This is a genomic window from Mesorhizobium sp. USDA 4775 (genome assembly GCF_054062655.1).
The window spans coordinates 344,445-367,044 of sequence record NZ_JBSSFM010000001.1 but is presented as its reverse complement, the minus strand read 5'-3'; the positions used below and the strand labels follow the sequence as shown (position 1 = coordinate 367,044).

General features: G+C 64.5%; 18 protein-coding genes, 1 pseudogene and 1 riboswitch. Of the genes and pseudogenes, 8 read left to right on the top strand and 11 right to left on the bottom strand.

What is annotated here, in order from left to right; all coding sequences use genetic code 11:
- Positions 1 to 65: 65 nt before the first annotated feature.
- The gene (locus tag ACVILI_RS01845; protein WP_064981211.1) at positions 66 to 1,775 is read left to right on the top strand and encodes a hypothetical protein; all 1,710 of its coding nucleotides are present in this window, start codon (positions 66 to 68) and stop codon (positions 1,773 to 1,775) included.
- A gap of 26 nt (positions 1,776 to 1,801) precedes the next feature.
- On the opposite strand, the gene ACVILI_RS01840 is transcribed toward ACVILI_RS01845, so the two are convergent.
- The 4 genes from ACVILI_RS01840 to ACVILI_RS01825 all read right to left on the bottom strand — a co-directional run bounded on the left by ACVILI_RS01840 (position 1,802) and on the right by ACVILI_RS01825 (position 5,052).
- The gene (locus ACVILI_RS01840) at positions 1,802 to 2,101 is read right to left on the bottom strand and encodes a CcdB family protein (protein ID WP_038650237.1); all 300 of its coding nucleotides are present in this window, start codon (positions 2,099 to 2,101) and stop codon (positions 1,802 to 1,804) included.
- The gene (locus ACVILI_RS01835) at positions 2,101 to 2,343 is read right to left on the bottom strand and encodes a type II toxin-antitoxin system CcdA family antitoxin (RefSeq protein ID WP_038653479.1); all 243 of its coding nucleotides are present in this window, start codon (positions 2,341 to 2,343) and stop codon (positions 2,101 to 2,103) included. Before ACVILI_RS01835 ends, ACVILI_RS01840 begins: the two co-directional genes overlap by 1 nt.
- 242 nt (positions 2,344 to 2,585) lie before the next feature.
- On the bottom strand, positions 2,586 to 4,406 hold the full coding sequence (locus tag ACVILI_RS01830) for an ABC-F family ATP-binding cassette domain-containing protein (RefSeq protein ID WP_457102291.1): 1,821 nt from the start codon (positions 4,404 to 4,406) through the stop codon (positions 2,586 to 2,588).
- Position 4,407: 1 nt separating this feature from the next.
- The gene (locus ACVILI_RS01825; RefSeq protein ID WP_019861718.1) at positions 4,408 to 5,052 is read right to left on the bottom strand and encodes a thiamine diphosphokinase; all 645 of its coding nucleotides are present in this window, start codon (positions 5,050 to 5,052) and stop codon (positions 4,408 to 4,410) included.
- A gap of 88 nt (positions 5,053 to 5,140) precedes the next feature.
- Positions 5,141 to 5,255, top strand: a riboswitch (TPP riboswitch).
- Positions 5,256 to 5,298: 43 nt separating this feature from the next.
- On the opposite strand from ACVILI_RS01825, the gene thiB reads away from it, so the two are divergent.
- The 4 genes from thiB to ACVILI_RS01805 all read left to right on the top strand — a co-directional run bounded on the left by thiB (position 5,299) and on the right by ACVILI_RS01805 (position 10,658).
- Positions 5,299 to 6,297 carry a thiamine ABC transporter substrate binding subunit gene (thiB, locus tag ACVILI_RS01820; RefSeq protein WP_019861717.1) on the top strand — a complete coding sequence of 333 codons (999 nt, stop codon included), beginning with the start codon at positions 5,299 to 5,301 and terminating at the stop codon, positions 6,295 to 6,297.
- A 246-nt stretch (positions 6,298 to 6,543) separates the two neighbouring features.
- Positions 6,544 to 8,160, top strand: coding sequence for a thiamine/thiamine pyrophosphate ABC transporter permease (gene thiP / locus ACVILI_RS01815; RefSeq protein WP_038650232.1), 1,617 nt, complete (start codon positions 6,544 to 6,546; stop codon positions 8,158 to 8,160).
- Positions 8,153 to 8,929: a thiamine ABC transporter ATP-binding protein gene (gene thiQ, locus ACVILI_RS01810; RefSeq protein ID WP_038650229.1), complete on the top strand. Its 777-nt coding sequence runs from the start codon at positions 8,153 to 8,155 to the stop codon at positions 8,927 to 8,929. Before thiP ends, thiQ begins: the two co-directional genes overlap by 8 nt.
- A 259-nt stretch (positions 8,930 to 9,188) precedes the next feature.
- A complete protein-coding gene (locus ACVILI_RS01805) occupies positions 9,189 to 10,658 on the top strand; it encodes a M48 family metalloprotease (protein WP_038650226.1) in 1,470 nt (489 codons plus the stop codon).
- Positions 10,659 to 10,817: 159 nt separating this feature from the next.
- Here the strand turns inward: ACVILI_RS01805 and ACVILI_RS01800 are convergent, their stop codons facing one another.
- Positions 10,818 to 11,681 carry an RNA polymerase factor sigma-32 gene (locus ACVILI_RS01800; protein WP_038650224.1) on the bottom strand — a complete coding sequence of 288 codons (864 nt, stop codon included), beginning with the start codon at positions 11,679 to 11,681 and terminating at the stop codon, positions 10,818 to 10,820.
- Between the two features lie 326 nt (positions 11,682 to 12,007).
- On the opposite strand from ACVILI_RS01800, the gene ACVILI_RS01795 reads away from it, so the two are divergent.
- The 3 genes from ACVILI_RS01795 (at position 12,008) to ACVILI_RS01785 (ending at position 14,369) form a co-directional block, all read left to right on the top strand.
- Positions 12,008 to 12,781 carry an amino acid ABC transporter substrate-binding protein gene (locus ACVILI_RS01795; RefSeq protein WP_038650222.1) on the top strand — a complete coding sequence of 258 codons (774 nt, stop codon included), beginning with the start codon at positions 12,008 to 12,010 and terminating at the stop codon, positions 12,779 to 12,781.
- 137 nt (positions 12,782 to 12,918) lie between these two features.
- The gene (locus tag ACVILI_RS01790) at positions 12,919 to 13,599 is read left to right on the top strand and encodes an amino acid ABC transporter permease (protein ID WP_038650219.1); all 681 of its coding nucleotides are present in this window, start codon (positions 12,919 to 12,921) and stop codon (positions 13,597 to 13,599) included.
- Positions 13,596 to 14,369, top strand: coding sequence for an amino acid ABC transporter ATP-binding protein (locus ACVILI_RS01785; protein WP_019861706.1), 774 nt, complete (start codon positions 13,596 to 13,598; stop codon positions 14,367 to 14,369). The genes ACVILI_RS01790 and ACVILI_RS01785 overlap by 4 nt, the downstream gene beginning before the upstream one ends.
- Before the next feature lie 78 nt (positions 14,370 to 14,447).
- Here ACVILI_RS01785 and ACVILI_RS01780 read toward each other — a convergent pair whose 3' ends face one another.
- The 6 genes and pseudogenes from ACVILI_RS01780 to ACVILI_RS01755 form a co-directional block, all read right to left on the bottom strand.
- Positions 14,448 to 15,029 carry a CarD family transcriptional regulator gene (locus tag ACVILI_RS01780; RefSeq protein ID WP_010911999.1) on the bottom strand — a complete coding sequence of 194 codons (582 nt, stop codon included), beginning with the start codon at positions 15,027 to 15,029 and terminating at the stop codon, positions 14,448 to 14,450.
- Between the two features lie 369 nt (positions 15,030 to 15,398).
- A complete protein-coding gene (fdxA, locus tag ACVILI_RS01775) occupies positions 15,399 to 15,737 on the bottom strand; it encodes a ferredoxin FdxA (RefSeq protein WP_008873823.1) in 339 nt (112 codons plus the stop codon).
- A gap of 249 nt (positions 15,738 to 15,986) precedes the next feature.
- Complete coding sequence (locus ACVILI_RS01770) at positions 15,987 to 16,373, bottom strand: RNA-binding S4 domain-containing protein (protein ID WP_019861705.1); 387 nt, start codon at positions 16,371 to 16,373, stop codon at positions 15,987 to 15,989.
- 15 nt (positions 16,374 to 16,388) lie between these two features.
- Positions 16,389 to 19,778: a helicase-related protein gene (locus ACVILI_RS01765; RefSeq protein ID WP_240564703.1), complete on the bottom strand. Its 3,390-nt coding sequence runs from the start codon at positions 19,776 to 19,778 to the stop codon at positions 16,389 to 16,391.
- A 712-nt stretch (positions 19,779 to 20,490) separates the two neighbouring features.
- Positions 20,491 to 21,217, bottom strand: a pseudogene (gene phbB, locus ACVILI_RS01760) (acetoacetyl-CoA reductase).
- A gap of 90 nt (positions 21,218 to 21,307) precedes the next feature.
- Positions 21,308 to 22,492 (bottom strand): acetyl-CoA C-acetyltransferase, encoded by a 1,185-nt coding sequence (locus tag ACVILI_RS01755; protein WP_020629066.1) that lies wholly within the window; start codon positions 22,490 to 22,492, stop codon positions 21,308 to 21,310.
- Positions 22,493 to 22,600: the final 108 nt, after the last annotated feature.

Below are 22,600 nucleotides of genomic sequence, written 5' to 3'. Positions count from 1 at the left end.
CTTTCCGGGCATCACGGCTGATTTGCGGGGGCCGGCGCGGAAGCAAAATACAGGTCGACTGAAGCATGGCAGATTTTGTTGCTGTTCTGAAAAAGGCGCTCGACAAGCACGGTGACGAGACGCCCGAAAAGCGTACGCGCATCTATGACAGCGTTCGTTCCATGCTGGCCAAGAAGCTCGCGGAATATTCGCCGCCGCTGGCCACCGAAGCCATAAGCGCGCAAAAGCGCTCACTGGAAAACGCCATTACGAGCGTCGAGCGCGAGTATGCCAAGAGCGTGCCGGAAACGGACCCGCTCGCGGAGCTGGAGCACATCTTTTCCTCGATCGACCGCAACAAGAACCAGCCGAGCCACACGCGCCAGCCGGTGAAGGCGGAGCCGGCGTGGCCGGCACCGCCCGCCGCCAAGGCCGAGCCTTACCGTCCCGCGCCGCCGCCTGCCGCCACGCCGGAACCTTACCAGTCCGCGCCTTCGCCCGTAGCCAAGGCCGAGCCAAGCTGGCAGAAACCCACGCCGGTGCAACCGGTGGCCCCCGATCTCGCCGATCCTGCCTTGCCGGGCATGGATGCGGACCAGGACGATGACCGCGCCGATGTCTTCCCGAACGATGAAGAGCCGGCGGCAGCCGACACTTTCCGCCTGCGTCCGGCCGAGCGCAAACGCAGCTATGGCGGGCTGATCGCCGCCGTCGTGGCCTTGCTGGTCGTTGCCGGCGGTGGCTATGGCATCTGGCTCAACAAGGACGCCTTCAGCAAGATGCTGGGCCTGGACGGCAGCAAGGTCGTCGCCAAGACCGAACCGGTGAAACCGGCGCCGGCCAAGCCGGCGACCGACGCCCCGGCGGCACCAGCGCCCGCGGCAGGTGCCGAGGCGACGAAATTCACGCAGCGGCTGACGCCCGAAGGTGGCGAAACCGACCCCGGCCCGGCTGGTGGCCAAACCGGTATAGGCGAGGGTGAATCCGTCGCCGCGCTGACGACACCGCCATCGGCGACGAATGCGCCGGCCAATCCGCCCCCGGCTGCAGCCGCGCCCGCGGCAGCGCCCGCCGCGGCAGCACCTGCCGCGACCGCACCCGCGGCGGGCGCCGCGCCCGCCGCAACCCCGCCTGCCAACGGAACTACACCCGCCGCCCCGGCCAATGCTGCCGCTACGCCGCCCGCCCCAGCGGGCGCCACGCCCACGGCACCGGCTGCCCCGGCGGCGGCGGCCTCGGTGCCGGTCGGCCAGAAGGCGATCTTCTATGAGGAGCGCACCAGCACCGCGCAGGGCTCGGCCGAGCCTGGCAGCATCGTCTGGTCGCTGGTGCAGGAATCGCCCGGTGGCGACCTGCCGCCCGAGCCGGCGATCCGCGCCGAGGCGACCATACCCGGCAAGGACATCCAGTTGCGCATGACCATCCGCCGCAACACCGACCAGACGCTGCCAGCCAGCCACATCATCGAGATGATCTTCCTGACGCCCGACGGTTTCGAGGGCGGCGGCGTCGACAACATATTGCGCGTCGCGATGAAGAGTTCCGAGCAGGATGCCGGCAGCCCGCTGATCGGTATACCGGCCAAGATCGCCGACGGATTCTTCCTCGTCGCGCTCAACGACACCAAGGCCGACGAGGACGCCAACATGACCTTGCTGCGCGGCCAGGACTGGATCGACGTTCCGGTCGTCTACAAGACCGGGCGCCGGGCCCTGCTGACCATGGAAAAAGGCATTCCCGGCGAGAAGGTGTTCGACGAGGCGATCAAGGCCTGGCAGGCGAAGACGGCAGGCTGAGAAGGCGGCGTAACGGCCGCCTTCGTTCAGAAGCCTTGTAACAGCATGTCGAGCGCGGCGACGATGTCGTCGTGGTGCTTCGTCAGGTTCAGCCGACTTTCACCCAATTCGCTCGCTGGAACGGTGGCAATAAGGTGCGTGGCCATTACCAGCTTTCGGCCGTTGATCTCGAAGGTCGGATGAAGCTTTCGCATCGGCGGCGGCACTGTTGCAACGGGCAGAAGCGGGACGACCACCCGCGTCTTGAAATTGTCGAGCAGGTCGGATTGAACGTCGAGCAGATAGTTGCCTTCGATGCGGCCAGCGAAGACGTCATAGCGAGGCATCAGAACTGCAGGAACTCTTCCAGCGGAATGCCGTGTTTCTCGAAGTAATCGTTCCAGGCATCCATGGTCGCGCGGTTCTCAAGTTTCCACAGCCGCGCTTTTTCCGCCGCAACCGCCTCCGCGATGCCGGCTTCCGCGGCGCGTGAGACATTCACGTCAAGCCCCTTGGCTTCCCTCATGAGGTTCGAGTCGATCGACAGATTGGCTGGCTGACGGATCGCATTCAAGGCAATCTTGCGCATAATAGCCTCCGCAACATGCGCATAATGTATGCGCATCTTCATGCGGGGGCAATAATGGAGTGGCTCTGGCTGCGGGTGAGAGGGCCTGGCCCTCCGCTATGGCTCCCAGCCCTTCGGGCGTTCAATCCGTTCCAAAGGTCCACTGGATCTTTCGATTCGCCTGAAGGCGAACCGGGCTTTCACCGTTCGTCGCTTCAATCGACAAATCGTTGTCGATCGATTGGCCTACGGCCGAACGCTCCTCACCCTTCCATCTCCTCGCGCAGCATCTCCAGCTCCAGCCACTCTTCCTCGAGCGCGGCCAGCGTCGCGCGCTCCTTGTCGAGGGCGGCGATGGTTTTCTGGAAGGAGGCCGGATCGCGCTCGTAATAGGCCGGGTCGGCGATGTTGTTCTCCAGCCGCGAGATCGACGCGGTCACCGCCTCGATCTTCTTGGGGAGCGATTCCAGGGCGAATTTCTGCTTGAACGACAGTTTCTTCGCCGGCCCTTTTGGCGCCGCCGGCTCGCTCTTGCCTTGCGCCTGTGCGTCAGGGGCTTCGGCCCTGGCGCGCGCCTTGCGGTCGTCGAGCCTTGTGCCGCCGCGTTGCGCCAGCATGTCGGAATAACCGCCGGCATATTCGACCCAACGGCCGCCGCCATCCGGCGCGATGATGCTGGTGACGGTGCGGTCAAGGAAATCGCGGTCGTGGCTGACCAGGATGACGGTGCCGGCAAAGCCGGCGACCAGTTCCTGCAGCAGTTCCAGCGTCTCCATGTCGAGATCGTTGGTCGGCTCATCGAGCACCAGCAGGTTTGCCGGTCGTGCCAGCACGCGCGCCAGGATCAGCCGCGCCCGCTCGCCGCCGGACAGTTCGCGCACCGGCGTGCGCGCCTGCTCCGGCTTGAACAGGAAATCCTTCATGTAGGAGACGACATGGCGCTGCTCGCCATTGATGACGAGGTTTTCGCCGCGTCCGTCGGTGAGGTATTGCGCCAGCGTCTCCTGCGGGTCGACTGCCTCGCGCTTCTGGTCGAGCGTGGCGATTTCCAGATTGGTGCCGAGCCGCACCGAGCCAGCATCCGGCGCCAATTCGCCGGTCAGCATCTTCAAAAGCGTCGTCTTGCCGGCGCCGTTCGGTCCGACGAGGCCGACGCGATCGCCGCGCTGGATGCGGGTCGAGAAGCCCTTGACCACGGTGAGGTCGCCAAAGCTCTTCTCGATGTTCTTCGCTTCGATCACCAGCTTGCCGGATTCGGCGGCGTCGCTCGCCACCATGGTCGCGGTGCCTTCGGCGCCCCTATGGCCGCGGAAACGCTGGCGCATGGTCTGCAACTCGCCGAGGCGGCGCATGTTGCGCTTGCGCCGCGCCGTCACGCCATAACGCAGCCAGTGTTCTTCACGCACGATCTGGCGGCCAAGCTTGTGCTGCTCGCGCTCTTCCTCTTCCAACACCTGGTCGCGCCATTCCTCGAAATGGCCAAAACCCTTGTCCAGCCTGCGGGTCTGGCCACGATCGAGCCAGACGGTGGCGCGCGACACGCGCTCCAGAAAGCGGCGGTCGTGCGAGATGACGATGAGTGCCGAGGAGGTGCGCACGAGCTCCTCTTCCAGCCATTCGATGACCGACAGGTCAAGATGATTGGTCGGCTCATCAAGCAGCAGGATGTCGGGTTCCGGCGCCATGACACGGGCCAGGGCTGCGCGCCTGGCCTCGCCACCTGAGAGATCACCCGGCCGTTCCTCGCCGGTGAGGCCAAGATGCTCCATCAGATAGGAGGCGCGGTAGGGATCGTCGGCTGGCCCGAGGCCCGCCTCGACATAGGCACGCACGGTGGCGAAACCTTCCATGTCGGGCATCTGCGGCAGATAGCGGACGGTTGCCGAGGGCTGGCGAAACACCTCACCGTCCTGCGGCTCGATCAGGCCGGCCGCGATCTTGAGCAGCGTCGACTTGCCGGACCCGTTGCGGCCGACCAGCGCGATCTTGTCACCGGCCGAAGCCGTCAAGGCAGCACCGTCGAGCAGCGGTGTGCCGCCGAAGGTCAGTCTTATCCCGTCGAGATTGAGAAGAGGCGGGGCCATGTCAGCTTTCAGGTAGTGGATACGGATGCGCGAGCAGCAGCGCGCGGCCGTGGCCGAGCGCGATGTCGAGGCGGCCCCGGACCTCGTTGGAAATGGTCAGCGACGAGCCGAACGCCACTACGACCTGGTTCAACGGCCATTTGGCGCCGGTGACGGTCAGGCCGGCAAGTTCGGAAAAGCCGAGGATCGAAAACAGCGTGCCGTCGGCATAGTCGAAGCCGGCCGTTCCCGACAGCAACGGGACACCTTCCTGGGCGCCGCTGGTCAACAGCACCTCGGTTCCGGCTTCGGCCAGGCGCAGGGCGAGCGCCAGATGCAGGAAAGCGTGGTCGGCGCGCTTGCCGCCGAACGCGCCCGCCAGCACCAGGCTAGTCGCGCCACGCTCGAGGGCTGCGGCAATCGCCAATTCGCCGTCGGTCTTGTCCTTCTCCGCCGGGAAGGTTCGGCGGGGCACTGCGGCGAGATCGGCGGGGAGATCGGCCGGCACCGAATCGAAATCACCCACCCATAGTTCCGGCACAAGGCCGAGCAGCCGGGCATGGCCGATGCCGGCGTCGGCGGCAATGATGCGCGAGCCGTCGACCTGGCGGTCGAGCCGGGGCGTGCGGATGAGATCGCCGCCAAGCAGGATGGTGAATGTGCTCATATCCGGTGGCCTGTACCAGCCCGGCAGCGGAAACGGAAGGCCGGCAAACTGCCACTTGCGCGGTTCCCCGGCCCGGCCTATGTGTCGAAACGCTCTAACGGGGTGCCGGACGCGATCTTCGCGGACCGGCTGAGAGGCAGTCTCGCCAACCCGCTGAACCTGATCCGGTTTGTACCGGCGGAGGGATTAGACGTTTCGGACAGTCCGGCGCCTCAATTCCTTGCAATTCGAACGAAGGAGGCGCCGATGCGCACGCTTTTATACGCTCTTGTCTCGACCATGGTCGTGGCGCTGTCCGGGCCGGCCTTGGCCAAGGACAAGCTCACCGTCTACACCTATGAAAGCTTCACCGCCGACTGGGGGCCAGGCCCGGTGGTGAAGAAGGAATTCGAGGCCGAATGCGGCTGCGACGTCGAGTTCGTCTCGGTCGCCGATGGCGTGGCCCTGCTCAACCGCGTCAAGCTAGAAGGCGCGTCAACCAAGGCCGACATCGTACTTGGCCTCGACACCAATCTCACCGCCGATGCCAAGGCTAGCGGGTTGTTTGCCCCGCATGGCGCGGTCTCCGATGTCAACGTGCCGGGTGGCTGGAGCGACGATACTTTTGTTCCCTTCGACTACGGCTATTTCGCCGTCGTCTACGACACCGAAAAACTGAAGACGCCGCCGAAGAGCCTGAAGGAACTGGTCGAAGGCAGTGCCGACGACAAGATCGTCATCCAGGATCCGCGCACCTCGACGCCGGGCCTCGGCCTGCTGTTGTGGGTGAAGTCGGTCTATGGCGACAAGGCGCCGGAAGCCTGGGCCAAGCTCAAGACGAAGGTGCTGACCGTGACGCCGGGCTGGAGCGAGGCCTATGGCCTGTTCACCAAGGGCGAGGCGCCGATGGTGTTGTCCTACACGACCTCGCCGGCCTATCACATGGTCGCCGAGAACACGCAGCGCTACCAGGCCGCTTCTTTCGAGGAGGGCGAATATTTGCAGATCGAGGTCGCGGGAATCACCACGAACGGAGCCAAGAACCCGCTGGCGGCAAAATTCATCGCCTTCATGACCGGGCCGAAATTCCAGGACGCGATCCCGGAGACCAACTGGATGTTCCCGGCCGGAAAGACCGACAAGCCGCTCAACCCGGCCTTCGACAAGCTGGTCAAGCCGACCAAGACCCTGCTGTTCAGCCCCGAAGAGGTTGCCGCCAACCGCAAGGCCTGGGTGGATGAATGGCTGGCGGTGATGAGCAAATAGTTTGGCCGTATGATCGAAAGATGAGTGCTCTACGGCGCCCCCCTCTGTCCTGCCGGACATCTCTCCCACAAGGGGGGAGATCGAATGCTATCGGTGATTTCGCCAATCGCCGACGCTATAGGTATGAGCGAGGCGCTGAAACAGCCAATCTCCCCCCTCGTGGGGGAGATGTCCGGCAGGACGGAGGGGGGCGCCAAGGAACGCAACCCTCTATAAGTGCCGCTATGCGGAGACTGGCGGTCGAGCGTGGAACGCGCTGATCCCCGCGTCAGCGCCGGCATCATTGCGCTCGCCGCAATCACGCTGCTGATCGGCGGCGCATTCGCGGGCCTGCTCGTCGAAGGCGCCGATGATTTTTCGGGAGCCTGGGCGGCCTTCGATCCCTACCTGCTGAGCGTCGTGCGCTTCACGCTTTGGCAGGCAGTCCTCTCGACCCTGCTTTCGGTGATCCCGGCGCTGTTCGTGGCGCGCGCCCTGTCGCGGCATCCGCGTTTCTTCGGCCGCGCCTTCATCCTGCAACTCTTCGCCGTGCCGTTGGCGCTGCCGGCGATCGTCGCGGCGCTTGGCATACTGGCGCTGTACGGCCGTGCCGGCTATTTCGCCGGCCTGTTCAGCGCCGCCGGCAGCCAGGGTTGGCCAGGCATCTATGGCTTGTCCGGCATTCTCGTCGCCCACGTCTTCTTCAACCTGCCGTTGGCGACCCGCCTGTTCCTCGAGGCGCTGCAGACGATTCCCGCCGACCAGTGGCGGCTGGCAAGCCAGCTCGGCATGGCGGCGGGGCCGGCCTTCCGGCTGATCGAATGGCCGACGCTGCGCGCCGCTCTGCCGGGTGTCGCCGGGCTGGTCTTCATGCTCTGCATCACCTCCTTCACCATCGTTTTGACGCTTGGCGGCGGACCGGCGGCAACGACGCTGGAGGTCGGCATCTACCAGGCGCTGCGCTTCGATTTCGATCCGGCGCGGGCGGTCGCCCTGACATTGCTGCAGATTGCCTTGACCTTCATCGTGGTGCTGGCGCTGACGCGGCTTGGCGCCAATGTCGTCGGCGACACCAACCTGCCGGTGGCGCCGCGCCGTTATCTCTCCGTCGACACGACCGAGGCGTCACTCAACGCCGTGCTCATCGTGCTGGCGCTGCTGTTCGTTATCGGACCGATGGCCGCGACCGTCTCGGCAGGCTTGGGCGCCGATCTCGGCCGGCTCGCCGGCGAGGCCGCTGTCCGGCAGGCGACGCTGACCAGTGCGGTGCTCGCTTTCCTGTCGGCGCTGCTTTCAGTGATGCTGTCGTTGGCGCTGACCATGGCGCGACGGGCACTCGCGTTGAGGCGCCGCGCCGGTCGAAGGACACTGCTCGAACACGCCACGGATACCGGCGCCGGTTTTGTGCTGGTCGTGCCGCCGATCGTCATCGGAGCCGGCTGGTTCCTCCTGCTGCGCCATGCCGGCGATGTCTTTGCCATCGCCCCGGTCATGGTCGTCACCGTCAATTCTGTCATGGCGATGCCTTTCGCGCTGCGCGCCGTCCGTCCCGCCTATGACGCGGCGAGCGAGCGCCACGAACGGCTCTGCGCGCAGCTCGGCATTTCCGGCTGGGCCAGGCTGCGGCTGGTCGACTGGCCGTCATTGCGGCGGCCGCTCGCCACCGCCTTCGCCTTCGCCATGGCGCTGTCGCTCGGCGATCTCGGCGTTATCGCGCTGTTCGGCAGTGATTCCGTGCAGACCTTGCCTTACCTTCTCCTGGCGCGCATGGGCAGCTACCGCACGCAGGACGCCGCCGGCCTGGCACTGTTGCTTGGCCTCGTCTGCCTCGCCTTGGTGCTGGCGGCGGACTGGCTGGGAAGAGACAAGGTCCGCAATGTCTGACGGAGCGATGAGAGGGAAGGGTGTTCCGGTGCGGCTGGACAAGGTCTCGTTCAGCTATGGCGAGGCGCCGCTCACCTTCGATGTCGCGTTCGCGGCGGCGGAAATCACCGCCATCATGGGGCCGAGCGGTTCGGGCAAGTCGACGCTGCTCAATCTGGTCGCCGGCTTCGAGACGCCGCAGTCGGGCCGCGTGCTGATCGGCGGGGCCGATGTCGGCGCAGCGCCGCCAGCCGCACGGCCGGTGTCGATGGTGTTTCAGGAAAACAACCTTTTTGCGCATCTCTCCGTCGAGCAGAATGTCGGGCTCGGCCGCTCGCCATCGCTGCGGCTGACCGAAGCCGATCGAACCGCCATTGCCGAAGCGTTGGAACGCACAGGCCTTGGCGGCAAGGACAAGCGGCTGCCGCGCGAACTCTCCGGCGGCGAGCGCCAGCGTGTCGCCCTGGCGCGCGTGCTGGTGCGCGATCGCCCGGTGCTTCTGCTCGACGAACCCTTCGCTTCGCTCGGGCCCGCCTTACGCGACGATATGCTCGACCTGGTTGCCGGCGTGCATGCGGAGCGCGGCATGACGGTGCTGTTCGTCACGCACCAGCCACAGGACGCCCGCCGCATTGGCCGCAATGTGGTGTTTCTGGACAATGGCGCCGTCGCGGCCACCGGCAGTGCGGAGGATTTCTTTGTTGGGGCTGGTCCGGAGGCGTTCCGGCGCTATGTCGGTGCAGGTGCCGGCAATGCCGTATCACGAGATATTGCCCGGAAGCGGACATAATTTACGGTCAAACCGGCATCAGGCAACGGGGCGCTTGCTTGCCATGGCAGAAGTAGTGTGGCTAGGTCCGCCCTATTGGTTTGGCACAAGCCGTGATTTGCCTACGGTACTCGTCACACGCCCCCTAGGGACGTGTGACGAGTACCGTAGAAATTTGTTTTTGCGCATGACAGGTTCCGGAGATCGCCCCCGATTTTCGTGGTCATGCGCCGGGACCTGAAAGGAAGCCGCTCTGGCGATCGGCGTCGACAAGCTACGAATGAACCCGCTAGCGCGCTTTCTGGCGCTGGCCGGCTTTGCCGTGGCGCTCGCAAGCTGCCAGATGTTCACGCCTCCGGAAGTCCAGGAATCCGGCTTCCAACCGTCCGACAAGCCGATCACGGTCGACAATGTCAGTGCCAACAACAAGCTCGCCGAACTGGCCAAGGCGCAGCATCCGCGCATCCTGGCGACCTATGGCGGCGAATATTCCGATCCCAAGCTTGAGCGCATGGTCGCCAAGGTCGTCGGCAATCTGACCGTTGTGTCGGCGAACCCGACCCAAACTTACCGCATCACCATCCTCAATTCGCCCAACGTCAACGCCTTCGCACTGCCGGGCGGCTATCTCTACATCACGCGCGGTCTGCTGGCGCTGGCGAATGATTCGTCCGAGCTCGCCGCCGTCATCGCGCATGAGATGGGCCACGTCACCGCCAATCACGGCCTGCAGCGCCAGCAGCTGGAGGCCGAGGAAGGCCTGGCGACCAAAGTGGTTTCCGACGTGCTCGGCGACAGCCCGACCGCCAAGGCGGCTTTGATCCGCGGCAAGCTCCGGCTGGCGCAGTTCTCGCGCAACCAGGAGCTGGAGGCCGACGCCATCGGCATCAAGTCGATCGGCGAAGCCGGCTACGACCCTTATGCCGCCGGCCGCTTCCTGCAGTCGATGTCGGCCTATACCGATTTCCGCTCGATCAGCGGCGCCACCGACGCCAGCCTCGACTTTCTGGCGACGCACCCCAACACGCCGCAGCGCATCGACCTGGCGCAGCGCCATGCCCGCCAGTTCGGCGCGCCCGGTGTCGGCACGCGCGACCGCGATTCCTTCCTCGCCGGCATAGACGGCCTGCTCTATGGCGATACGCCGGAGGAAGGCTATGTGCGTGGCGAGACCTTCCTTCATCCGGGCCTCGGCGTGTCCTTCACGGTGCCGGACGGTTTCATCATCGACAATTCGGCGGCGGCGGTGACGGCGACCGGGCCTGGCGACATAGCGATCCGCTTCGACGGCGTTTCGATCGACAAGAACCGCGCCTTGACCGACTACATCAGAAGCGGCTGGGTGGCCGGTCTGGACGACAGCAGCGTCAAGCAGGAAACCATCAACGGCAACGAGGCCGCGACGGCGCATGCCAGTGCCGAAGGCTGGCAGTTCGACATCGCGGTGATCCGTGCCGGCGGCCAGGTCTACCGGCTGCTCACCGCGGCACCCTCGGCCAGCACCTCGCTGGAGACGGTGGCACGCTCTGTCAGCGGGTCGTTCCGTATCCTGAGTGCCGCTGAAAAGGCGGCCTTGAAGCCGCTGCATATCCGCGTGCTTACCGTGCAGCCGGGCCAGACCATGGGCTCGCTCGCTGCGCAGATGGTCGGCGTCGACCGCAAGCTCGATCTGTTCCGGGTGCTCAACGCGCTGTCGCCGGGCGCCGCGGTTTCGTCCGGCGACAAGGTCAAGATCGTCACCGACAAATAAGAGTACGCAGCAAACTCACTTCGCTGGACGCTTGCCGCGGCTTTCTGTGCTTCCGGTTCTCATGGACTTAGAGACCACTCCGCTCCGGTTCTCGAAAACCAAGCCATTCGACTCAGCGGAGCGAGTTTTGACCGCACTCTTGTGCCGTGCCGTTGAAAGTTAGGCGGCCGTCGCCAGAAATTCCGGGTTCTGCTTCACCAGCGCCACTTTGAGCTTTTCCATGGCGCGGGCCTCGATCTGGCGGACGCGTTCCTTGGATATACCGAGCGTCTCGCCGAGAGCCTCGAGCGTGGCGCCCTCGTCGTTCAGCCGGCGTTCCTCGATGATCCTGAGTTCACGCGCGTTCAGCGCATGAAGCGCCTCCCGCAGCCAAAGCGAACGGCGCGCGATATCGATCTTGTCGCCGACGATCTCGTCGGGCAGGGGATCGTCGGAAACCAGGAAGTCCATCCGCTCGGTCGCGCCCGCATCGTCGGCAAGCGGCATGTTGAGCGAGGAGTCGGGCGCCGAAAGCCGTGAATCCATCATCGCCACGTCAGCCTCGGAGACGCCAAGCGCCACCGACACTTCGCGGTAGAGGGTTGTGTTGGAAAGCGGCTCGGCGCCGTTCGCCAGCCGGGCGCGCAGGCGGCGCAGGTTGAAGAACAGGGCTTTCTGCGCGGAACTGGTTCCGCCGCGCACGATCGACCAGTTGCGCAGGATGTAATCCTGCATCGAGGCGCGGATCCACCACGTCGCATAGGTCGAAAACCGCACTTCGCGTTCGGGCTCGAAGCGGGCGGCGGCCTCGAGCAGGCCGACATGACCTTCCTGGATCAGGTCGCCGAGCGGCAGGCCGTAATGGCGGAATTTCGAGGCCATGGAAATGACCAGCCGCATATGGGCAACAGTGATGCTGTGCAATGCGTTCTGGTCGTTGTCTTGCTTCCAGAGCAAGGCCAGCCGATGTTCTTCGTCGCGTTCGAGGTAGGGAGCCTTCATTGCCGCGCGGACCATGGTCCGTCCTGCCGTGTCTTCCATCATGAGGCGCTCCCTGGCTCCGGCGATCTAACCGACGTTACGAACTTGGCAGGGCACCGGTTGAAATCGCGGCGTCGCGCCCTAGAACAGCCAAAACTGCCATGCGCGAGAAAGGTTCCGCCGGCGCGGGCGGGCGAGAGTTGCTGTCCGGGCGATTTCGACGCGGTTGCCGGGGGCGGTCAGACGCTGCAAGAGATCATATTTAGAGAATTTGGTTTCAGGAATTCTTTGTTTTTGAAATCTGGTTCCTTATTCTTTCGGCTGGCATCTGTCATTTTCCAGCCCTCACAGCAGGCCAGACATCAGACCAAGGACGGGATCACAAAAATATGAAATGGCTCAAGTCGCTTATCGTCGCCGGAACGCTGCAGGCCCTGGCGGTCACATCAGGCCATGCCGGCGCCAATCTCGATCAGATCAAACAGGCCGGCATCATCAAGGTCGGCACGGAAGGCACTTACGCGCCCTTCACCTACCATGACGCGTCCGGCGCGCTGGTCGGCTTCGACGTCGAGATCGCCAAGGCGATCGCCGACAAGCTCGGTGTCAAGGTCGAGTTCCTGGAAGGGAAGTGGGACGGGCTGATCGCCGGCCTCGACGTCAAGCGCTACGACGCCGTCATCAACGAGGTCGGCATCACCGACGCGCGCAAGGCCAAGTACGATTTCTCCGATCCCTATATCGCCTCCAAGGCGGTGCTGATCGTTCGCGGCGACAACACCGACATCAAGGCTTTCGCCGATCTCAAGGGCAAGAAGTCGGCGCAGTCGCTGACCTCGAACTTCGGCAAGCTGGCCGAGGCGAACGGCGCCGAACTGGTCGGCACCGACGGCTTCGACCAGTCGATCCAGCTGCTTTTGACCGGCCGCGCCGACGCCACCATCAATGACAGCCTGTCGTTCCTCGACTTCAAGAAGCACAAGCCCGACGCCAATGTGAAGATCGCCGCGCAAGAGGAAAACGCCGACTATTCCGGCGTCATCGTACGCAAGGGCGATCCGGAACTGGTTGCCGCCATCAACAAGGCGCTGGCCGATATCAAGGCCGACGGCACCTACAAGAAGATCGCCGACACCTATTTCGGCCAGGACGTTTCGAAGTAACTTTGAGTGGGGCCGTTCGTCGCCCCTGCAACGCATCCAGCGGCGGGCCGTCTTTGACGGCTCGCCGCTTTTGTCGTGATATGGCCGGCGCATTCGCGCCTCGATGAAGCCATCTCGACCATTCTGGAGGGTCTTTCGTGCCGCACTGGCTGCAACTGATGCTGGAGTCGCTGCCTTCGCTGCTCTGGGCCGCCTTGATCTTCACTGTACCGCTGACGCTGTTGTCCTTCGTGCTGGGCCTGACGGTTGGCCTCGGGGTAGCACTCGGCCGGCTGTTCGGGCCGAAGCCGCTGGTCATGCTCGTGCGCTTCTATGTCTGGATCTTCCGCGGCACGCCGCTGCTGGTGCAGCTGTTCCTGATCTTCTACGGCCTGCCGTCGGTCGGCATCCTGCTCGATGCTTTTACCGCAGCGCTGATCGGCTTCACGCTCAACATCGGCGCCTACACGTCGGAGATCATCCGCGCGGCCATCGGCTCGGTGCCGAAGGGCCAGTGGGAAGCCGCCTATTCGATCGGCATGACCTGGAGTCAGGCGATGCGGCGCACCATCCTGCCGCAGGCCGGCCGGGTCGCGGTGCCGCCGCTCTCCAACACCTTCATCTCGCTGGTCAAGGACACCTCGCTGGCCGCCGCCATCACCGTGCCCGAGATGTTCCAGGCGGCGCAGCGCATCGTCGCCACCACCTATGAGCCGCTGATCCTCTATGTCGAGGCGGCGATCCTCTATCTGGCGATGAGTTCGGTGCTGTCGGCCCTTCAGACGCGGCTGGAGGAGCGGCTCAACCGCTATGGCGGCTTCCTGGAGGCACGCTCATGATCGGCCTCACCAACATCGAAAAGCGCTTCGGCGACAATCTTGTGCTCAAGGGCGTGACGGTCGCGATCGCCGAAGGCAGCGTCACGGCACTTGTCGGCCCCTCGGGCGGGGGGAAAAGCACGCTGTTGCGCTGCATCAACCTCCTGGAAATCCCGACTTCGGGCACGGTGCGCATCGGCGACGAGACGCTCGAGTTTCGCCCGGGCATCAAGGTGCCGGCCGCCGATATCAGGCGGCTGCGCCTGCAGACCGGCATGGTGTTCCAGAATTTCCAGCTGTTCCCGCACCGCACCGCCATCGAGAACGTCATGGAAGGGCTGGTGACGGTGCTGAAATGGTCGCCTGAGAAGGCGCGCGAGCGGGCGCTCGCCTTGCTGGAAAAGGTCGGGATGGCGCACAAGGCGGATGCCTGGCCGGCGACGCTGTCAGGCGGCCAGCAGCAGCGCGTGGCGATCGCCCGCGCCTTGGCGCCGTCGCCGAAGGTGCTGCTATGCGACGAACCGACTTCGGCGCTCGATCCGGAACTGGCGCAAGAAGTGGTCGACGTGCTCGGCAAGCTCGCCAGCGAAGGCACGACCATGGTGATGGCGACGCATGATTTGCGGCTTGCCTCCAAGATCGCCCAGGAGGCGGTGTTCCTAGATGCCGGCGTCATCGTCGAGCAGGGTCCGTCGGCGACCTTGTTCGGCAATCCGGAGCGCGAACGGACCAAGCGCTTCATCGCGACGCTGAAGCAGGAGGCGGAGAAGGAAGGCGGAGGTCAAGCATAGGCCCAGCCATTGCCTTGTCCGAGAACCAAAAAACCCGGCGCGAGGCCGGGTTTTTCGTGAACTTAAAGGCTCAAGAGCTCAGGCAGCTTCTTCCTGCTCGGCTTCCTCATTGTCGGCCTTGGCGCCGCGCTTAGGGCCCTTGTTGAGGTTGACCTCGATCAGGCGCACGGCTTCGGTTTCCGACATGCGGTTGACGGCCGCGATCTCGCGGGCCATGCGGTCGAGTGCCGCTTCATAGAGCTGGCGCTCGGAATAGGACTGCTCCGGCTGGTTGTCGGCGCGGTAGAGGTCGCGCACGACTTCCGAGATCGAGATCAGGTCGCCGGAATTGATCTTGGCATCATATTCCTGGGCGCGGCGCGACCACATGGTGCGCTTGACGCGGGCGCGGCCCTGCACGACCTTCAACGCGCGCTCGACATAATCCTCTTCCGACAGCTTGCGCATGCCAATGGAGGTCGCCTTGGCGACCGGCACCTTCAGGCGCATCTTGTCCTTCTGGAAGTCGATGACGAACAGTTCCAGCTTATGGCCGGCCACTTCCTGCTCGTCGATCGACACGATCTGGCCAACGCCATGCGCCGGGTAGACGATATACTCGCCGGTCTTGAAACCGTGACGCGCACCAGTGGACTTCTTCTGCGGGGTGATCGTTGCCATTACGCCCTGAACTCCTTGTTATGGGCCGGCGGCGGTGCCGGCTGAACTCGTGCGACCGGGGAAACCGATCGTTAGCCGCACAACAGATGAACCCACCGGAAAGGTCGGGACCGGCAAACCGCACGAACTGCGACCGCCTGACCCAGATCGCTCTGGTCCGGAATGGGATTTTCACCTTTCAGTGATTTGGGGCGTCTGCGCCATAAATCGACGTTGTGTCACCGGCATGTTTCGCTGATGTAGCACAAAAAGTCGGAAGAATCAAGGTTTTGCTGCGTAAGCGAAGGCCACAACCAATCGCCGCCTGTCAAGGCGGTTAATCCGATGTGCCTGTTACGCTGCGTCATACAAGCCTTTACGGCTGTATTGTCAATCGCCTTCGCCAGGCTCGGCGGAGAAGTATTTCTCGAACTTGCCGGCCTCGCCATCGAAGGTCTTGGCGTCTGCCGGCGGCTCCTTCTTGGCGGTGATGTTGGGCCATTTCTCGGCATATTCGGTGTTGATCTGCAGCCATTTGTCGAGGCCTGGCTCGGTGTCGGGCTTGATCGCGTCGGCCGGGCATTCAGGCTCGCAGACGCCGCAGTCGATGCACTCGTCGGGATGGATGACGAGCATGTTCTCGCCTTCGTAGAAACAGTCGACCGGACAGACCTCGATGCAGTCCATATATTTGCATTTGATGCAATTGTCGGTCACGACATAGGTCATCGGTCGGCTCCGGGACGTCCCAGCTTAATGGGCCAGTTTTCTTGGGCTTTTTCCGTGAGGTAACGCCTTTGTCTCTCGCTTGCAAGGGTTGCCATGCCCGACCGCTTCGGCGTTGGCGGAATGGAATTCCAGCCGGCAGGCACGGCGAGGGCGGCTGATGTCTTGTGGAGCATCTTGTTTGCCGGGCTCGGTTCCGTCCTGCGCCCGCCGTTGCCCGGGGATTTCGGCCCGCGGTCTGGCCGGCAAGCCTCAATCGTCACCAAGCAAGCGGTCGGTCTGGCGGCGCTCTCTTTTGGTCGGGCGGCCGCTGCCGGCCTCGCGCAGCGCCGGTATGGCGTCGGGAAGCGCCTCCCCCTTCGGTGTGGGCGGCGGCGACATGTCCTCGTAGAGGGTGCGGGCTTCCTCCGCCGGGCCGCGCCGGACACCCGCGCCAAGCACCTTCCAGACGAAAATGCGCCGGTCGAGCGTGATGGTCAGCACGTCACCCGGCTTGACCAGATCGGAGGCCTGCGCTGCTTTGTCGCGATTGATGCGCACGCGCCCGGCGACGACGAGCTTCGCCGCCAGTGAGCGCGATTTCACCGCGCGCGAGAAGAACAGCCATTTGTCGATGCGCTGGCGGCCTTCGGCAACCATCGAACCCTTCCGAGCCTACTTCTTCAGCTGGTCGCGCAAGGCGGCGAGCTTGGCGAAGGGCGAATCCGGATCGAAGCGCACCGGACGTTCCTCGCGCGGCTTCGGCTGGAAAGCGGGCTTTGCGCCTCCCTTGCCGCGATCGGGACCGCCCTTGCCCTCGGGCCGGCCACCCTTCCAGTCGGGTCGGCCTTCGCGGCGCTCGGGACGCTCGCCCTGCGGGCGGCCGTCACGGCGCTGTTCGCCTTCACCCTGCGGCTTGGGCTTGAACTTCGAACGGTCGAAGCGCGGCTTGCCGGCGCCGTCGCGCCGACCCTCATGGGCGGGACGTTCTCCGGGCGCGGCCGTGGCCGGTGCGCCGGCGGCATCGGCGGGTGCATTGTTTCGGCCGCGCGCTTGTCCATTGCGCTGGCGGTTGTTGCGACCTTCGTGATGGCGGGGGCGCTGTTCGAAACGGCCCTGGCGCCACAGCAGGATCGGCTTGGGCGCTTCGGCTTCGGCGATGGGCTCGCCGGTGGCCGCTTCGGCCACCACGGCAGGCTCGTCCGAAACCGCTTGCGTCGCCGGTGCAGCTTCGGAAACTGGCTCCGCCGGCGCCGCCTCGATCGACTCGGCTTCCGCTTCCGGCGCGGCAACAGGTTCAGCAACCGCTTCGGCGACAGCAATCTCTGTAGCGGGTTCTTCCACGGCTTCGGCTGGAGCTTCCGGTTGCGCTTCCGCGATCGGCTCCGCTGTCGTTTGCGCGATGACTTCGGCGGGAGTTTCGAGCGCGGTCTCGGCAACAGCCGGTTCCGAACCCTCGACCGCCGCCTCCGCGGCCGCGTCTGTAGCGGCAGCTTCGGCTGCCTTGGCCTGCTCGGCGCGCGCGGCTTCTTCCGCCGCGAGTTTCGCGGCAGCGGCTTCACGCGCGGCGGTGTCCTGCGCCTCCAGCCGCGCCTTCACCTCCGCCGCCGGCTTCGGCTCGGCGCGGTAGCCGAGGCCCTTGAGAATCTCTTCCATGTCGTCGGCGGTGGCACCAAGGATCGACATCATCGGCGGCGTCACCATGAAGGAATGGCCGTCATAGGCGCCGTCCGGACGCTGGCCGAGGCCGGGCTTCCAGTTGGTCGCCGGACGGATGAGGTCCGCCAGCCGCTCCAATATGTCTATGCGCACGGCGCGGCGGCCGAGATTGCGATAGCCGGCAAGCTTGTAGAAAGCCTTGTCGAAGGCAGGATCGATGACCACGGAGGTACGGCCGGACGCCAGCGCGTGGACGACGTCGCCGAAACCAGGCTTGTCCTTGCCGTCGTTCTGCAGCGCCCACAGCAAGGTCACCAGCCCGGCGGGGGCCGGCTTGATCAAAGCGGGCACGAAGACGTGGTAGGCGCCGAAGCGCACACCAAGGCGGCGCAGGGCCGCGCGACCCTCCTGGTCGAGCGACTTCATCTCCTCGGCGATATCGCGGCGGTTGATGAGGCCGAAATTCTCGACCAGCTGGAAGGCAATGCCGCGGCCGATGCCGGAAATCTGGTCGGCGTTCTTCAGGTCGACGAGCGGCTTCAGCAGCGTTTCGATCTGGAAATTGACGAAGCGTTCGGCGCGCGCGGCGACCTTGTCGCGCGCCGGGCCGGTCAGCTGTTCGTCGGCCAAAAGCACAAGGCGCGGCTTCAGCGCGTCTTCGCCCGAAACCAGCGTGCCGATCGGCGCGCCGATCCAGCGTAGCGTGCCGTCCGAGCCTAGCGCCAGGTCGCCATTGGCGCAGGCGCCGAAGCGTTCGGCGCGCGCCTCGAACTCGGCGGCAAGCGCCTTTTGCGCGGCCGTGCGCACGGCCTTGGCGTCTTCGCCGCCGGCGGTCTGGTCGGCGGTGAAGCGGAACCCTTGCAACTCGCCGACATGGTGGCCTTCGACAAGGACGGTTCCGGTAGGACTGATTTCGGCTTCAGGCATGGTATTTTCTCTAAGGCGCCGCATGAGGACGGAAGTCCTGCGGTCTACGAAGCGTTTCGTCAACCGCTCATGCAGCGCATCCGACAATCTGTCTTCGATTTCGCGCGTCTTTTCCTGCCAGTGTGCCTGATCGGCCAGCCAGCCGGGCCGGTTCGACACGAATGTCCAGGTGCGGATTTGGGCAATACGGTGCGACAGCGTGTCGATGTCGCCCTCGGTGGTGTCGGCGCGGCGCACCTGCTCGGCCATGTAGTTCTCGTCGACATGGCCATGACGGGCGAGGTCCATGTAGATGGAGGCGATGAGGTCGGCATGCTGGGCAGGCGCGATCTTCCTGTAGTCGGGCAGCGCGCAGGCTTCCCACAGCAGCGCCACGCGCTTGGCATCGGTGGCGAGCGCGCGGATGTCCTCGTCGCGGGAGAGATATTCGAGCGCCTGTGCGTCGACCGCCGGCAGGGCGCGCGTCAGGCCCTCGACCGGCGCGTTGGTCTCGATCGAGCGCTTCAGCGCATCGAGACTGGCGAAGTCGAAATGCGCGGTGCGCCACTGCAGCACCTTCACCGGATCGAAGTCGTGGCCCTCGATCTTCTTGACGAGGTCTTCGTCGAGCGGGTCGACCTGACCGGTGACGCCGAACGTGCCGTCGCGCAGATGCCGGCCGGCGCGGCCGGCGATCTGGCCGAGTTCGGCCGCCGTCAGATTACGGTACTGGTAGCCGTCGAATTTGCGGTTCTGGGCGAAGGCGACATGGTCGAGATCGAGGTTGAGACCCATGCCGATGGCGTCGGTGGCGACGAGATAGTCGACATCACCGGACTGGAACAGCGCCACCTGGGCGTTGCGGGTGCGCGGCGAAAGCGCGCCGAGCACGACGGCGGCACCGCCCTGCTGGCGGCGGATCAGCTCGGCGATGGCATAGACCTCGTCGGCGGAAAAGGCGACGATCGCGGTGCGGCGCGGCAGGCGGGTCAGTTTCTTCGAACCGGCATAGGCCAGGTGCGACAGCCTTGGCCGCGTCACCACCGAGACGCCCTTCAGCAGGCGCTGCAGGATGCCATGCATGGTGGCGGCACCAAGCAGCAGCGTTTCCTGGCGGCCGCGCAGATGCAGGATACGGTCGGTGAAGATGTGGCCGCGCTCGAGGTCGCCGGCGAGCTGCACCTCGTCGATGGCGACGAAGGCGGCGTCGGTCTCGCGCGGCATGGCCTCGACGGTGCAGACCGAATATTTGGCGCCTGGCGGCTGGATCTTCTCCTCGCCGGTGATCAGCGCGACCTTGTGGGCGCCGACCTTTTCGCAGACGCGCGCATAGACTTCCCGGGCCAGCAGCCTGAGCGGCAGGCCGATGACGCCGGTTTCGTGCGCCACCATCCGCTCGATGGCGAGATGGGTCTTGCCGGTGTTGGTTGGGCCAAGCACGGCGGTCACGTCGCGGCCCGACAAGATCAGCGGCTCAGTGTGTTTCGGCTGGATGTTCATCGACCTGGAAATAAGGCTTTCTGGCCTCTGGTTGTCGGGAGCGTGCCTCAACTGGCGCGTATGACAGGCGACACATAGGGATTTCGGGCGCGAAGCGAAAGCGGAATGTTCCACCGGCAGCTTCGAAAGCAACTCTGTCTGGCGCTAAATTGGCTGCTGCTTAACTGATGGAACGAGTCTGGAACGAATCAGCTACGAATCGGCGACTCGCTCAGATTCAGCTTTTGTTCACGGCTACATATGGATTTTGTGATGCTGAGTCTCACCACATGCTGAATCGTCGAACTGGCCCGTTTTATGCTGGGTGAGCCTTGTCCTTAACCTTTGCCGGCAAATGAACGGAGCAGGTCGGGGGCTATCGCTCAAGATTATGAAATTGTTAATCTTTCTGAATTTGCCGTTAAGGAAAAACAGCTGATTCCGGGGCATTAACGTTAACTTCCGCTCAAAGCCGGAACGAATCGGCGACAAATCAGCGCCAACGGGATTTTCCCGTTTTGTTCCCTCAATATCTTGTGTTGCGAACAGTTTATCCACCGAGGATTCACAGGCTTGTCCACAGGGTTCGCACAGACGGCGCTGTCGCCATTAACCTTTGCGTGCCGGATTGGGGCATCGCGCCGTGGCGGGGTATTTTTCCGGCCTCCAAGGCGTCAGGGGAAACGGACCGGTTCCCCGGTCCGTTCGTCACAATCCGAAGCCGTTGGACGTCTCAGACGAAGTACTGGCCGCCATTGGCAGTGATGGTCGAGCCGGTGATGAAGCCGGCATCCTGCGAAGCGAGGAAGACGACGCAGCGCGCGATCTCTTCCGGCTCGCCGAGGCGGCCGACCGGGATCTGCGGCAGGATGCGCTCGTTGAGCACCTTCTCGTCGATGGCCTTGACCATTTCGGTGGCGATGTAGCCGGGGCAGATGACGTTGACGGTGATGCCCGCGCGGGCGCCCTCCTGGGCGAGCGCCTTCGAGAAACCGATGTCGCCGGCCTTGGCGGCGGAATAATTGACCTGGCCGGCCTGGCCCTTCTGGCCGTTGATCGAGGAGATGGTGATGACGCGGCCGAACTTGCGATCGCGCATGCCGTTCCACAGCGGATGCGTCATGTTGAAGACACCGGACAGATTGGTGTCGATGACTTCTTTCCACTGGTCGCGGGTGATCTTGTGGAACATGGCATCGCGGGTGATGCCGGCATTGTTGACCAGCACCGAGACCGGGCCGAGGTCGGCCTCGACCTGTTTGATGCCGGCGGCGCAAGCGTCATAGTCGGCGACCCGACCATTTGTAGACCGGGATGCCGGTCTCGGCCTTGAACTTCGCCGCCGCTTCGTCGTTGCCGGCGTAGTTCGCGGCAACCGAATAGCCGGCGGTCTTCAAGGCGATCGAGATCGCCGCGCCGATGCCGCGCGATCCGCCCGTGACGATTGCTACCTTGGTCATGCATTTCCCCTTTTTGATATCGCCCTGTTTTCGGGCTTGGCAGGCACTGGATTCTGAACGGGCGGCTCGCGCCGCCCGCTCATCGTTTTCTCAGAGCGCTTCAACGCACATGGCGACGCCCATGCCGCCGCCGATGCACAGCGTGGCGAGGCCCTTCTTGGCGCCGCGGCGGCGCATCTCGTAGACCAGCGTGTTGAAGACGCGGGCGCCCGAGGCACCGATCGGATGGCCGATGGCGATGGCGCCGCCATTGACGTTGACGATCGAGGGATCCCAGCCCATGCCCTTGTTGACGGCGCAGGCCTGCGCGGCAAAGGCCTCGTTGGCCTCGACCAGGTCGAGATCGCCGACCGACCAGCCGGCCTTCTCCAAAGCCTTGCGCGAGGCGGGGATCGGGCCGGTTCCCATGATCGCCGGATCGACACCGGCGGTTGCCCAGGATGCAATGCGCACCAGCGGGGTGATGCCGCGCCTTGCGGCCTCCGCTTCGCTCATCAGCAGCGCGCCAGCGGCTCCGTCATTGATGCCGGAGGCGTTGGCGGCGGTCACCGAGCCGTCCTTGTCGAAGGCCGGCTTCAGCTTGGTCATGGCGTCGAGCGTGGCGCCGTGGCGGATGTATTCGTCCTGGTCGACAATGGTGTCGCCCTTCCTACCCTTGATGGTGAAGGCGACGATTTCGTCCTTGAATTTGCCGGCCTTCTGCGCGGCCTCGGCCTTGTTCTGCGAGGCCAGCGCGAACTGATCCTGATCGTCACGGGTTATCTGGAACTGGCGTGCGACGTTTTCGGCGGTGTTGCCCATGTGGTAGCCGTTGAAGGCGTCCCACAGGCCGTCCTTGATCATGGTGTCGATCATCTTGTAGTCGCCCATCTTGACGCCGGCGCGCAGGTGCTCGGCGTGCGGCGACAGCGACATCGATTCCTGTCCGCCGGCAACGATCACCTTGGCGTCGCCGGTGGCGATCTGCTGCATGCCGAGCGCGATGGCGCGCAGGCCCGAGCCGCAAACCTGGTTGAGGCCCCAGGCAGTGGTCTCCTTGGGCAGGCCGGCAATGATCGAGGCCTGGCGGGCCGGGTTCTGGCCCTGGGCCGCGGTCAGCACCTGGCCGAGAATGACCTCGTCGACCTCGGCTGCCTCGACACCGGCTCGCGACAAAAGCTCCTTGATGACGACAGCACCGAGTTCATGCGCCGGCGTGGCCGCGAAAGCACCGTTGAAGGAGCCGACGGCCGTGCGCGCGGCACTGGCGACAACGATGGAATTGGCAGAGGACATTTTCTTCTCCAGACTTCGAGCTGTCGTGTTTTCAGGCATTGTTGGCAACTTTTCTTGCCCTTTCCATGACCCAAGTCAAACCGGAAATCGGCATGGCGCCCATGCACG